This window comes from Actinoplanes sp. NPDC048967, from assembly GCF_040649415.1.
Lineage (GTDB): Bacteria > Actinomycetota > Actinomycetes > Mycobacteriales > Micromonosporaceae > Actinoplanes.
The window spans coordinates 747,947-761,086 of sequence record NZ_JBEZFL010000002.1; the positions used below are offsets into that span (position 1 = coordinate 747,947).

The following is a 13,140-nucleotide window of genomic DNA, read 5'->3' on the forward strand; positions in this document are numbered from 1 at the left end:
CCGCGCCGGCAGCTGCGGCCACGCCCGCGTCTGCGGCCACGCCCGCGACGGAAGCCGCACCCGTGGAGCAGGCCGCTGTCCCCAGCGGCGCTTCCGCCGAGCCGGCCGCGGCGGCGGCCGACCCCGCCCCCGCAGCTGAGGCCGCGGCCCCCGCAGCCGCCGCCCCCGCAGCCGCCGCTCCCGCAGCCCCTGCCTCCGCAGCCCCGGCCTCCGCGGCGACGAGCCGGACCACCGACATCGTCGCCGGTCAGGGCGGCGTGATGACCGACGAGGCCGGTGTCATCACGGGCGACGTGACCCTCCTGACGGAGCTCTCCGGCGACCAGGTCACCATCCGCGCGCAGTACAAGGACGCCGACGAGTGGTATGCCGTGACCGGCGCGAAGACCACTCTCAAGGACCCGGCCGACCTCGACGCCGTCCATGCGATCGCGGTCGGGCTGCTGAACCGGCCCGAGGGCTGATCAACTGCACGGAACCTTTACAGATAGACAAACCCGAATGTAGCGTCGGGTCGTGGCCAGACCTGTCGTGACCCGCATGCTCATCGTCGCAGCTCTCGGGCTGCCCACTGCCGCGCTCCCCACGGCCGCCTCAGCCGCTCCGGCGGTAGGCGCGGTCCCGGCGCTCAGCAGTGTCATTCCCGCGCCCGTCGAGGTGCGACCCGTCGCCGGCGCGGATTTCCGGCTCGGGCCGCTCACCGTGATCCGCACCCAGCCCGGTTCGGCCGCGGCCCGGACCGTCGGTGATCAGCTCGCCCGCGCGCTGCGCCCGGCGACCGGCTATCCGCTGCCCGTCCTGCCCGCCGCCCCGCGCGTGCTACCGACCATCTCACTGCTGCTCGGCGCCGACGAGGCGCAGCTCGGTGACGAGGGCTACCGGCTCAGCGTCGATCGCCGGAGCATCACCATCCGGGCCAACAAGGCGGCCGGGCTCTTCGCCGGGACGCAGACGCTGCGCCAGTTGCTGCCGCGGGAGATCGAGTCCCGGACCGTCGTGCGCCGGGCGTGGAGCGTGGCCGGTGGCAGCATCGTGGACCATCCGCGGTTCGCGTACCGGGGGGCGATGCTCGATGTGGCGCGGCACTTCCACACCCCGGACGAGATCAAGGCGTACGTCGACGAGATCAGCCGCTTCAAGATCAACTACCTGCACCTGCACCTGTCGGACGACCAGGGCTGGCGGATCCAGATCGACAGCTGGCCGCGGCTGACCACGGTCGGCGGCGGGCCCGGCACCGGCGTCGACGGCACCGGTCCCGGCTACCTGACCAAGGCCGACTACCGGGACCTGGTCCGGTACGCGGCCACCCGGCACGTGACGATCGTGCCCGAGATCGACATGCCCGGGCACGTCAACGCCGCCCAGGTGGCCTATCCCGAGCTGACCTGCGACGGCGTGGCCCCGCCACCGCGTACGGACACCGCGGTCGGCTACAGCTCGCTGTGCATCGGCTCGGAGACGACGTACCGGTTCGTGGAGGACGTCATCCGGGAGCTCGCCGCGCTGACGCCGGGGCCGTACCTGCACATCGGCGGCGACGAGGCCCACGCCACCACCGACGCCGACTACCTGACCTTCCAGCAGCGCGTGCTCCCGCTCGTCGCCAAGTACGGCAAGACCGCGTAAGGCTGGAACGAGATCACCAAGTCGCCGGCCTCCGCGAACGCCGTGGCCCAGTTCTGGGACACCGCGACCACCAACCCGACCGTGGTGGCCGCCGCGGCCCGGGGCACCAAGGTGGTCATGTCCCCGGCCAACCGGGCCTACATCGATCAGAAGTACGACGCGAACACGCCGCTCGGCCTGTCCTGGGCCGGCTACATCGAGGTCCGCACCGCGTACGACTGGGACCCGGCGACCCGCCTCACCGGCCTGCCCGCCTCCGCGGTCCTCGGCGTGGAAGCGCCGCTCTGGTCGGAGACGCTGCGCGACCTGGACGACATCGAGTTCATGGCGTTCCCCCGCCTGCCCGCGATCGCCGAGTTGGGCTGGTCCCCGCAGAGCACCCACGACTGGGCTTCGTTCCGCGAGCGGCTCGCCGCGTACGGCCCCCGATGGACCGCACGCGGCGTCGACTTCTATCCCTCGCCGCAGATCGACTGGAGCTAGGGGGTCGGCAGGTCCGTCGAGGTCTGGATCAGCTCCCCGCCCGTGGAGGGCGCGGTGGTCGAATCCGGGCGCACGATCTCCGCGCGTACCTCGTGCATCTTGAGCCCGCCGCTGAGGATCTCCTCGGCGTAGTGGCAGGCCACCCGCTGGCCGGAGTCGTCGAACACCCGCAGCTCCGGGCGTTCGCTGGCGCAGCGGGTCGGCTGCGCCCACGGGCAGCGGGTGTGGAACCGGCAGCCGTTCGGCGGGTTGGCCGGCGACGGCAGGTCGCCGGCCAGCAGGATCCGCTCCCGCCGGTCCTCCACCTGCGGGTCCGGGACCGGTACGGCCGACATCAGAGCCTTGGTGTACGGGTGCAGCGGCCGGTCGTACAGCTGGTCACCGTCCGCCTCCTCGACCAGTGAGCCCAGGTACATCACGCCGATGGTGTCGGAGATGTGCCGGACCACGGCCAGGTCGTGCGCGATCACCAGGTAGGTCAGCCCCAGCGAGTCCTGCAGGTCACCGAGCAGGTTGACCACCTGCGCCTGGATCGACACGTCCAGCGCGGACACCGGCTCGTCGGCCACGATCAGCTCGGGGCCGAGCACCAGGGCCCGGGCGATGCCGATCCGCTGCCGCTGCCCGCCGGAGAACTCGTGCGGATACTTGTTCAGCGCCGAGGCCGGCAGACCGACCGAGTCCAAGGTGGACTTCAGCCGCTTCTGCACGTCGGCCTTGTCCTTGTGCAGGCCGTGCGCCTTGAGCCCCTCGACGAGCAGGGACTCCACCGACTGCCGCGGGTCCAGACTGGACAGCGGGTCCTGGAACACCATCTGGATGCGGCGCCGGAACAGCCGCATCTGCTCGCCCTTGAGCGAGCGCACGTCGGTGCCGTCGAAGGTGATCCCGCCGCTGGTCGGCTCGACCAGCCGGAGCAGGCCCCGGCCCAGCGTCGACTTGCCGCAGCCGGATTCGCCGACCAGGCCGTAGGTCTCGCCCCGCTTGACCTTCAGGGAGACACCGTCAACGGCATAGACATAACCCACCGTACGGTCGAACAGCAGTCCGCTCTTGATCGGGAAGTGGACCTTGAGGTCGTCGATCTCCACAAGTGCGTCGCTCACACCGGCACCTCCTGCGGTACGGGGTTCGTGCACCGCAGCGCGCCGCCGCGGAAGGTGGGCTCGAGGGGCACCGTGTCGCCGATGCAGGCGTCGATCACCCGGTCACAGCGCGGTGCGAAGGCACAGCCCTCCGACCACGGGATGTTGTCGCTGACCGAGCCACGGATCTGGTGCAGCCGCCCGCCGCGGTCGAGATCCAGCCGCGGCACCGACTGCAACAACCCGTGCGTGTACGGGTGCCGCGGCTCCGCGAACAGGTTGTGCCGCTCGGCCCGCTCGACCACCTTGCCGGCGTACAGGACGTTGACCGTGTCGCAGAGACCGGCCACCACCCCCAGGTCGTGGGTGATCATCACCAGCGCCGTACCGGACTCTTCCACCAGCTGCTTGAGCAGCGTCAGGATCTGGGCCTGGATGGTCACATCCAGGGCCGTCGTCGGCTCGTCGGCGATCAGCAGGCGCGGCTTGCAGGCCAGCGCGATGGCGATCAGCGCCCGCTGCCGCATACCGCCGGAGAGCTGGTGCGGGAACTCCTTGAGCCGCCGCATCGGGTCCGGGATGCCGACGGCGTCGAGCAGTCCCCGGGCCTCGCGCAGCGCCGCCTGGCGGGTCCGGCCCTGGTGGCGTTCGAGCACCTCGGCCACCTGCAGGCCGAGCGGGAGCACCGGGTTCAGCGAGGACAGCGGGTCCTGGAAGATCATGCCGATGTCCCGGCCGCGCCGGTCCCGCAGGTCCTGCGGGCGCAGCTTGAGCAGGTCGGTGTCCTCGAAGCGGACCTCACCGGTGACCTTGTTGCCGCGGCGCGGCAGCAGACCCATGATCGCCAGGCTGGTCACCGACTTGCCGCAGCCGGACTCGCCGACCAGCCCGACCGTCTGGCCGGGTTCCACGGTGAAGCTGACGCCGTCCACCGCGGTGAAGGGCTTGGCGCCCTTGCGCTGGAAGACGACCGACAGATCACGAACGTCGAGCAATGGCATGACTGATCACCGCCGGTTCTTCGGGTCGAGCGCCTCGCGCATGCTCTCGCCGAGCAAGGTGAAGCCGAGGGCCACAAAAATGATCGCCAGGGCGGGGAGATAGGCCAGCTCGGGGCGGACCTCGAAATACCGTACGCCGTCCACGCCGAGCATCAGGCCCCACTCGGCCCGGTTGATGTCCGGGTCGCCGAGGCCCAGGAACGACAGCGCGGCCGCGTCCAGGATCGCCACCGCGAAGGTCAGCGTGGCCTGCACGATGACCGCGGTGAGCGAGTTCGGCAGCATGTGCCGCAGCACGATGTCGCGCCGCCGGACGCCCAGCGCGCGGGCGGCGAGCACGTGGTCGCTCTCCCGTTGCGCCAGCATCGACCCGCGCAGCAGCCGGGCGAAGATCGGCACATTGACCACCGCCACGGCGATGATCACCGTCCATTGGGTGGACCGGCTGGCCAGGGCCACCAGCGTGATCGCCAGCAGCAGGCTGGGCAGGGCCAGCATGACGTCGGTGAGCCGCATGATCAGCACGTCGAGCCAGCCGCCGACGGCGCCGGCGATCGCGCCGAGCACAACGCCGAACAACAGGCCGATGAACGTGGCCAGGACGCCGACGAACAGCGTCTGCCGGGCGCCGTAGATCATCCGGGACGCGAAGTCGCGGCCCAGCGGGTCACTGCCCAGCGGGTGCCCGGCGGTGGCGCCCGGGATGGTGTCGACGGTCAGGTCCTTGGTCAGCTCCGGGAACCGCTGCACGGGGTCGTGCGGGGCCACCAGCGGCGCGAAGATCGCGATGATCAGGAACAGCAGGATGATGATCGCGCCCACCATGGCGGTGGGGTTGCGCAGCAGCCGGCGGCCGGCGTCGCGGATCAGGCTGACCCCACCGGCCTCGGACGTCCGGGCGGTCAGCTCCTCGATCCGGCGGCGCTTGTGGTCGGCGAGCGTCGCCAATCCTCCGGTTCCGCTCACTGCACACGCACCCTCGGGTCGATGACGGCGTACGAGAGGTCGACCAGCAGGTTGACCACGATGAAGACGGCTGCGGCGAGCAGGATCAACGCCTGCAGCACGGGGTAGTCACGGCCACCGCTGATCGAGTCGGTGATCAGGGTGCCCAGACCGCCCCAGTTGTAGACCTTCTCGGTCAGCACCGCGCCGGCCAGCAGAGCACCGGTCTGCAGGCCGATGGTGGTGACCACCGGCAGCAGCGCGTTGCGCAGCACGTGCCGCTTGCGGATGGTGGTGTTGCGCAGGCCCTTGGCGTCCGCCGTACGGATGTAGTCCTCGTCCAGGACGTCCAGCACGCTGGCCCGGGTGATCCGGATGATGATCGCCAGCGGGATCGTGGCCAGGGTGAGGGCCGGCAGCACCAGGTGCCAGAGGGCATCGGCGGAGGCGTCGAACTCCCGGGTGAGCAGCCCGTCCAGGACGAAGAAGCCGGTCACGTCCGTGTTGTCCATGCCGGTGGTGATCCGGCCGGACGGCGGGAAGATGTGGATGTTCTGGGTCAGCAGGTCCTTGAGCAGGTAACCCAGGAAGAAGATGGGGATCGAGATGCCGATCAGCGTGACGATGATCGTGGCGTTGTCCAGCAACCGCCCGCGGTACCGGGCCGCGATGTAGCCCAGCGGGATACCCAGCCCGATCGCGATGATGATCGCCGCGATGGCCAGCTCGATGGTCGCCGGGAAGGACCGGCTGATCACGTCCATCACCGGCTCGCCGGTGCGGATGGAGTTCCCGAAGTTGCCGGTCACCACGTTTTTGACGAAGCGCCCGTACTGCGTCCAGATCGGCTGGTCATAGCCGAGGGCCCGGGTCAGCAACTCGCGGGTCTGCGGGGTCGCGCGTTCGCCCAGCAACGCGTCGACAGGCCCGCCGGGAAGGCTGCGCAGCCAGAAGAAAACCAGGGTGGTCAATGCAATCAGGGTGACGACCAGCTGGATCAGGCGGCGCAAGATGACTCTCACCATAAGGAATGACGCATCCTGTCAGAATCGCGCCGGACGGCCCGGCCCGGGAGATCATCCCGGTCCGGGCCGCGGCGGTGCCTGGTGCTACGGACTACTTGGTCAGCGTGACGGTGTTGAATTCCTCGTTGGTGAGAGGACTCGGCACCAGACCCTCGACGTTCTTCGTCGTGACCAGCGCCGGCGGGGCGTGCCAGAGCGGGACGGCCGGCAGCCACTTGGTGGCGAGGTCGCGGTTGACCTGCTCCCACGCGGTCTTCTTGGCCGCCATGTCGACGGTCGCGTCGGCCTTGCCGATGGCGGTGAACATCTCGGTCATGTCCTTGTCGCCGAACTCGGCCTTCTCGCGGCCGAAGAACGTGCCGACGAAGTTGCCCGGGTCGTTGTAGTCGCCGGTCCAGCCGAGGATGTGCAGGTCCTGCTTGCCGAACTGCTGCACGTCGTCCTTGAAGCCGCCGTTCCACGGCCGCGGGACACCGTTGACCTTGATGCCGGCGGCCTGCAGGTCGTTCGCCAGGACGGTGAAGATCTCCTGCGGGTTCGGCATGTACGGCCGGGAGACCTCGGTCGGGTAGTAGAAGTTGAGCGTCAGACCGGTCGCGCCGGCCTCGCTCAGCAGCTGCTTGGCCTTCTCGAGGTTGTAGTCGTACTTCTGCACGTCCGCGGCGTAACCGAGGACCGTGTTCGGCATGAACTCGTCGGCCACCGTCGCGCCGCCCGGGCCCTTGGTCTGCACCAGCTGAGCGCGGTTGAGCGCGTACGCGATCGCCTGCCGGACCCGCAGGTCCTTGAGCTTCGGGTTCTTCTGGTTGATGCCCAGGTAGAGGATGTTGAAGGCGGGCCGGTCGAGCACCTTGTAGCCCTCGCCCGCGAGCGCCTTGCGGTCGGCCGGGGCCGGGAAGTCGATCGCCTGCACCGTGCCGGCGCGCAGCTCCTGCTTCCGGGTGTTCTCATCCTTGATGATCTTGATGATCATCTTGTCGACCTTGGCCTTGTCGCCCCAGTAGTCGGGGTTCTTGTTCAGCGTGATCTCGCCGGTCGCCTTGTTCCAGCCGCCGTACGTGAACGCGCCGGTGCCGGTCGGGTGCTCGTTCGCGAACGCGCTGTATGCGAAGGAGTCGCCGTTCTGGGTCACCTTGTCGGCGTCGTACTGCTTCATCGCGGTCGGGCTCGCGATCGAGAACGCGGTCAGCGCGAACGCGCCCGGGAAGGCGCCCTTGTACTTCTTCATCGTCACGACCGCCGTGTTGGCGTCCTGCGCCTTGCAGTTGTCGTAGACGGCGTCCGGGCTGCCGGCGAAGCCGCCGAACACGTCGGCGTAGTAGATCATCTGGGACTGGGCGGCCTCGCCCTTCATGTTGTACCAGCGGTCGAAGTTCGCGCAGACCGCAGTGGCGTCGAGCGCGCTGCCGTCGTGGAACTTGACGCCCTGGCGCAGCTTGAACGTCCAGATCTTGCCGGTCGGGTCGTTGCTCCAGCTCTCGGCCAGACCGCCCTGCAGCTCAGCGGTGCCGGGCTTATGTTCGATCAGGGTGTCGTACATCTGCCGGATCGGCCGGAACGACTCCCCATCGTCGTTGAAGATCGGGTCGAAGTTCTTCGGGTCTCCGGCGCCCGCGAAGATGAAGGTACCGCCGGTAGCGGCCTTGCCTTCGTCGCCACCGCTGTCGCGGTCGCTGTCGGCGCAGCCGGCAGCACCGATCGCCAGAGCCGCAATGACACCGGCGGCGATGACCGTCCGGAGCCTCTTCGCCTGCATCCTCGATGCACGCATCGTGTTCACCTCGTCCTGTGGGTACGGACAAACGCGGCGACCATTGGCCACCGTTGGCGCGACCCTAACCGCTCAGTAGCGAACACATCGTGGGTTGGTATCGGATCGTGTCTTTTCCCAGTCTGCGGAACGAGGCCGCCACGTACGGTCAGACGGCGCGACGTCCCTCGAACGCACGACCCAGGGTGATCTCGTCGGCGTACTCGAGGTCGCCGCCGACCGGCAGACCACTGGCCAGCCGGGTGACCGCGATGCCCATCGGCTTCACCATGATCGCGAGGTAGGTGGCCGTGGCCTCACCCTCGGTGTTCGGGTCGGTGGCCAGGATCAGCTCCTTGACCTCGCCGGTGCCGAGCCGGATCAGCAGCTCCCGGATCCGCAGGTTGTCGGGCCCGATGCCCTCCAGCGGATTGATGGCGCCACCCAGGACGTGATAGCGACCGCGGAACTCACCGGTCCGCTCGATCGCGACGACGTCCTTGGGCTCCTCCACGACGCAGATGACCTCGTTGCTGCGACGGGTGTCGCGGCAGACCCGGCACTGCTCCGACTCGGCGACGTTGAAGCAGGTCGTGCAGAAGCGGACCAGCTCCTTCACCTTGCGCAGGGAGCTGGCCAGCCGGTTCACGTCGGCGGGATCGGCGGACAGGACGTGGAAGGCGATCCGCTGGGCGCTCTTCGGGCCCACACCCGGCAGGCGGCCCAGCTCGTCGATCAGGTCCTGGATGGCGCCCTCGTACACAGGCTCAGAATCCCGGGAGGGACAGGCCGCCCAGGCCGCCGGTGGCCGGACCCATCTTCTGCTCGGTCAGCTCCCGCACCGCCTCGGACCCGTTGTGGATGGCGGCGAGCACCAGATCCTCCAGCGTCTCGACGTCCTCCGGGTCGACCGCCTTCGGGTCGATCTTGATGGACTTGAACTCGCCCAGCCCGGTGACGACCACGGTGACCAGGCCACCGCCGGCCGTACCGGTGACCTCGGCCTCGGCCAGCTCGGCCTGCGCCTGCGCGACCTGCTGCTGCATCTTCTGCGCCTGCTTCATGATCTGCTGCATGTTCGGCTGTCCACCGGGGCGCATCGCATAGCTCCTTAAAACGGGGGTAGTCCCGACCATTGTCCAGTGCCCCGCACGCGCGGCACGGAACCGGGTCAGGACTCGCTGATCTTCTCCGCCCCGAGAGCGTCCCGGAGCAGCTGTACGGCCTGCTGCTCACTGCTCTGCCGGGCGGTCTTCTCGTCGATCACGTCATCGAGCGGCTCGTCGCCGGGGTCGAAGCCCTCGAACGCCGGGCCGCCTTTCGCCAGGCCGCCTTTCGCCAGGCCGCTGCCGTTGGACCGGGCGGCATCGGGGCGGGGCGGGCCGTCGTACTCCGGGTCGTAGGGGGCTTCCTCGGTCGGTGAGCCGTCGGACCAGGCGCCGGTCTTGGCCGGCGAGGCCGCGTTGGTGCCGCGACCGGCGCCGGCGGCAGCGGCCCGGGCTGCGGCCAGACCGCTGGACGGGGGTCGCCCGCTGGTCACCGGGGCTGCGGCGGCTGCGGGTGCGCTGTTACGGGATCTGTCCGCTGCGGCGCCGGACTGCTCGGCTGGGCGTGCCCGGTCGTCGATGGTGTTCGGGCTTGGAGCGTCCGAGACAACGCGGTTGGCCGGGGCGGGGTTGCCCGGGCCGTCGCTGCCTTGGCCGCCGCTCGGGCCACCCATGCCTTGGCCACCGCCCGGGCCAGCTCCTTGGCTGCCGCCCAGGCTGCCGCCCTGTCCGCCACTCGGGCCGCCGCTCAGGCCCGCTCCCTGGCCGCTGCCTGGGCCGCCGCTCAGGCCGGCTCCCTGGCCGCCGCCCGGGCCGCCACTCAGGCCCGCTCCCTGGCCGCCACTCAGGCCCGCTCCTTGGCCGCTGCCTGGACCACCGCTCAGCGCGCCGCCTGGGCCGCCACTCAGGTCCGCTCCTTGGCCGCCGCCCGGTGCGCCGCCTGAGCCACCGCTCAGGCCCGCTCCCTGGCTGCCGCCCGGCGCGCCGCCTGAGCCACCGCTCAGGCCCGCTCCCTGGCTGCCGCCCGGGCCACCGCTCAGCGCGCCGCCCGAGGCGCCACTCAGCGCGCCGCCCGGGCCGCTGAAGCCCTGACCGCCGCCCGGGCCGTCGATGTCGACGCCGATCGGGGTGGTCTGGCCGACGCTGGGGTCCGCGAAGGCCGGCCCGCCGGACCGGCCGGCGACCGCGGCACCACCGGGCCGGGCCGGCTCCGGCCACTCCTCTTCCTCGACCGCAGGTGCCGCAACCTGGGTGGCCACCGCGGTGGCGAGTCCACCGGGACGGGCCGGCTCCGGCCACTCGTCGCCGGCGTCGCTCGCGACAGTCGCCGAAGCGCGGGGGGCAGGGTCCCGCTGCCGTGCGGGGGCCCCACCGGTGGTCGGTGCGGTGCGGGCCGTCTCCTGGCGAGGCGGCCCGTCCTGGCCCTGCGGTGAACGCTGAGCGGGACCGGCCGGACCACCACGCGGACCCAGCGGGGCGGAACCGCCCGAACCCGGCGACGGACCGCTCTCACCGGCGACGTCGCAACGGATCTGCCAACGGCCGCCGAGTGCCTCATAGAGGGCGTCGGAGATCAGCGTCGGCTCCGCGGCGACCATCTTGGCGTGCGCGGGGAAGCGGAAGGTCAGGACAACCGTCTGGCCCTCCAGGTCGCGCACAGTTGCGCCCTGGGCGAGGGCGGCGATCTTTTTGCTCTTGCGGCTGACCGCCGTCATGATCTCGGGCCAGACCTCGCGGATCGCCGCTGCCGACAGCTGCCCGGTGGCCTGGGCCTGCGGGGCGTAACCGGGCTCTTCCGGAGCGTCGGGCATGAGGCCCGCGGGCTCAGGCCGACGGGCGGCTGGGCCACCGTTCGGGCTGCCTGAGACGGGACCCGTGGGGACAGGAGCGCCCGAGGCGGGGGCAGCGGGCCCGGCACCCGGAGGGACCGGACCGCCCGAGACGGGGTTTGTCGAGACTGGGATGCCGGAAGCGGGAACGGCGGAAACCGCAGACGGACCGGAATCGGCCCGCGCGGAAGGGGCCGCCGCGGACCTCCCACCGGCGGAGACCGGCGCGGCCGGAGATCCCGGACTCCGCGCCGACGTGACCGGCCCGGACTCCGTCGCCCAGGGCGGCTCAACGTCCGGTTCGGTCTCCCAGGGCGGCCCTGGATCCGGCTCCGGCTCCACGTCCCACGGCGGCCCGAGATCAGGCTCACCAGCGACCGGGGGAGCCACTCCAGCCGCGGACGACCCAGCCGCCGAAACGGGCGCCGCCGCAGACGACCCAGCCGCCGAAACGGGCGCCGCCGCAGACGACCCAGCCGCCGAAACGGGCGCGGCCGCAGACGGTCCAGCGACAGAAGGCCCAGCCGCGGACGGCGTGGCCGCGGACGGCCCAGCGGCGGAAACCGGCGCGGCCGCGCCAGGCATCGCCGAAACCGGAGCAGCGGAGCCCAACCCGGCCGACGAAACCGGCGCAGCGGCCCCGCCACCCGGCCCCGACGACGCGGGTCCCGGCACGGAACCGGACGCAACACCCCCAGCGGGCGCCCGCCGCCCAGCCGCAGCCGCAGCGGCACGAGCAGCGGAGATACCCCCACCCCCACCCACCGGCGCCGGGGACTGCGCTGCGGTGGCGGGCTCCGGGCGTACCTCGTCGGTGGTCAGCGTGAGACGCCGCTCCATCCGCTCCAGGCGCTGGAGGAGCGCGTTGTTCGCGTCGTCCGCGCCCGGCAGCAGCATGCGGGCCGTGATCAGCTCGAGGAGCAGCCGCGGCGCGGTTGTGCCGCGCATCTCCACCAGGCCGTTGTGCACGATGTCCGCGCAGCGGGACAGGGTCGCCGGGCCGAGCCGGGTCGCCTGCGCGCCCATCTGCTCGAGCTGGTCGGCCGGGCCGTCGATCAGGCCCTTGCCGACCGCGTCCGGCACCTGCTGCAGCACGATCAGGTCGCGGAAGCGTTCGAGCAGGTCGGAGGCGAAGCGCCGGGGGTCGTGGCCGGCTTCGGCCACGCGGTCGATGGTCTGGTACGCCGCCGCCCCGTCACCAGCCGCAAGCGCGTCGCACATCTCGTCGATGAGCGCCACGTCCGTCACGCCGAGCAGCGAGACCGCCCGCGGGTAGCTCACTCCTTCGGGGCCGGAGCCGGAGATGAGCTGGTCGAGCACCGACAGGGTGTCCCGGGCGCTGCCACCGCCGGCCCGGACGACCAGTGGCAGCACGGCCGGGTCGACGTGCACGCCCTCGGCCTCGGTGAGCTGCTGCAGGTACGGCCGGAGCACCGCCGGCGGGATCAGCCGGAACGGGTAGTGGTGGGTGCGGGAGCGGATCGTGCCGAGGACCTTTTCCGGCTCCGTGGTCGCGAAGATGAACTTCACGTAGTCCGGCGGCTCCTCGACGAGCTTGAGCAGCGCGTTGAAGCCGGCCGACGAGACCATGTGCGCCTCGTCGATGACGTAGATCTTGTAGCGGCTGCTGGCGGGCGCGAAGAACGCCTTTTCCCGCAGGTCCCGGGCGTCGTCGACGCCGCCGTGGCTGGCCGCGTCGATTTCGATGACGTCGATCGAGCCGGCGCCGTCGTTGGCCAGCGACCGGCACGAGGCGCAGACCCCACACGGCTCCGGGGTCGGGCCCTGCTCGCAGTTGAGCGAGCGGGCGAGGATGCGCGCGCTGGACGTCTTGCCACAGCCCCGCGGCCCGGAGAACAGATAGGCGTGATGCAGCCGGCCGCTGCGCAGTGCCTGCGACAACGGCTCGGTGACGTGCTCCTGCCCGATGACCTCGGCGAAGGTCCGGGGCCGGTACTTGCGGTAGAGGGCGAGTGCCACTCCTGCCACCTCCTGCGACGACCGCGCCATTCTCCGTCGAGGGTGTGACAACAACAAACCCCGGGGAACGAAAGGACCCCCCGTGCACCCGCCAGAGCTCGCTTATCCTTGCTGCCTTCCGGCCCTGGGGAGGTTCACAAGATGACGCCGCACGAGGGGCTGCGAACAGAGTACCTGGCGCGGCGTGGGCGCCGCGCGGCCCTCCCGCGCAACGCGGCCCGGGCGGGCCTGTATTCTGGCCGACGGAGGATTCGCCTAGAGGCCTAGGGCGCACGCTTGGAAAGCGTGTTGGGATAAAACCCTCACGAGTTCGAATCTCGTATCCTCCGCCAGCTCGACCCGCACGACGCCAGGGCCGGTCCTCGTT

Annotated in this window: 9 protein-coding genes, 1 tRNA gene, 1 other RNA gene and 1 pseudogene; 3 read left to right on the forward strand and 9 right to left on the reverse strand. The window is 70.9% G+C overall.

Translation table 11 applies throughout. From position 1 onward, the window contains the following. Positions 1-62: 62 nt before the first annotated feature. Positions 63-464: a hypothetical protein gene (locus AB0C12_RS10215; protein WP_360547108.1), complete on the forward strand. Its 402-nt coding sequence runs from the start codon at positions 63-65 to the stop codon at positions 462-464. Positions 465-540: 76 nt separating this feature from the next. Then, a pseudogene (locus AB0C12_RS10220) lies at positions 541-2,112 on the forward strand (beta-N-acetylhexosaminidase). Here the strand turns inward: AB0C12_RS10220 and AB0C12_RS10225 are convergent. The 9 genes from AB0C12_RS10225 to ffs form a co-directional block, all read right to left on the reverse strand. Beyond that, positions 2,109-3,218 carry an oligopeptide/dipeptide ABC transporter ATP-binding protein gene (locus AB0C12_RS10225; RefSeq protein ID WP_360546208.1) on the reverse strand — a complete coding sequence of 370 codons (1,110 nt, stop codon included), beginning with the start codon at positions 3,216-3,218 and terminating at the stop codon, positions 2,109-2,111. The pseudogene AB0C12_RS10220 and the gene AB0C12_RS10225 overlap by 4 nt on opposite strands. Continuing rightward, positions 3,215-4,198, reverse strand: coding sequence for an ABC transporter ATP-binding protein (locus AB0C12_RS10230; protein ID WP_360546210.1), 984 nt, complete (start codon positions 4,196-4,198; stop codon positions 3,215-3,217). The genes AB0C12_RS10225 and AB0C12_RS10230 overlap by 4 nt, the downstream gene beginning before the upstream one ends. 6 nt (positions 4,199-4,204) lie before the next feature. Beyond that, positions 4,205-5,146 carry an ABC transporter permease gene (locus AB0C12_RS10235; RefSeq protein ID WP_360547110.1) on the reverse strand — a complete coding sequence of 314 codons (942 nt, stop codon included), beginning with the start codon at positions 5,144-5,146 and terminating at the stop codon, positions 4,205-4,207. 14 nt (positions 5,147-5,160) lie between these two features. Beyond that, complete coding sequence (locus tag AB0C12_RS10240; protein WP_360546212.1) at positions 5,161-6,168, reverse strand: ABC transporter permease; 1,008 nt, start codon at positions 6,166-6,168, stop codon at positions 5,161-5,163. Positions 6,169-6,259: 91 nt separating this feature from the next. Next, positions 6,260-7,939, reverse strand: a complete 1,680-nt coding sequence (locus AB0C12_RS10245; protein WP_360546214.1) for an ABC transporter substrate-binding protein — start codon at positions 7,937-7,939, stop codon at positions 6,260-6,262. A gap of 148 nt (positions 7,940-8,087) precedes the next feature. After that, complete coding sequence (gene recR / locus AB0C12_RS10250; RefSeq protein WP_360546216.1) at positions 8,088-8,681, reverse strand: recombination mediator RecR; 594 nt, start codon at positions 8,679-8,681, stop codon at positions 8,088-8,090. A gap of 4 nt (positions 8,682-8,685) precedes the next feature. Continuing rightward, the gene (locus AB0C12_RS10255) at positions 8,686-8,994 is read right to left on the reverse strand and encodes a YbaB/EbfC family nucleoid-associated protein (protein ID WP_239130031.1); all 309 of its coding nucleotides are present in this window, start codon (positions 8,992-8,994) and stop codon (positions 8,686-8,688) included. Positions 8,995-9,089: 95 nt separating this feature from the next. After that, entirely contained in the window at positions 9,090-12,773 is a 3,684-nt protein-coding gene (locus AB0C12_RS10260) for a DNA polymerase III subunit gamma and tau (protein WP_360546218.1), read from the reverse strand. A 68-nt stretch (positions 12,774-12,841) separates the two neighbouring features. Then, positions 12,842-12,937: signal recognition particle sRNA small type (ffs, locus tag AB0C12_RS10265), an RNA gene on the reverse strand. A gap of 80 nt (positions 12,938-13,017) precedes the next feature. Between ffs and AB0C12_RS10270 the strand changes: the two genes are divergently transcribed. Further along, positions 13,018-13,105 (forward strand) — tRNA-Ser (locus AB0C12_RS10270). The last annotated feature ends 35 nt before the right edge of the window (positions 13,106-13,140 follow it).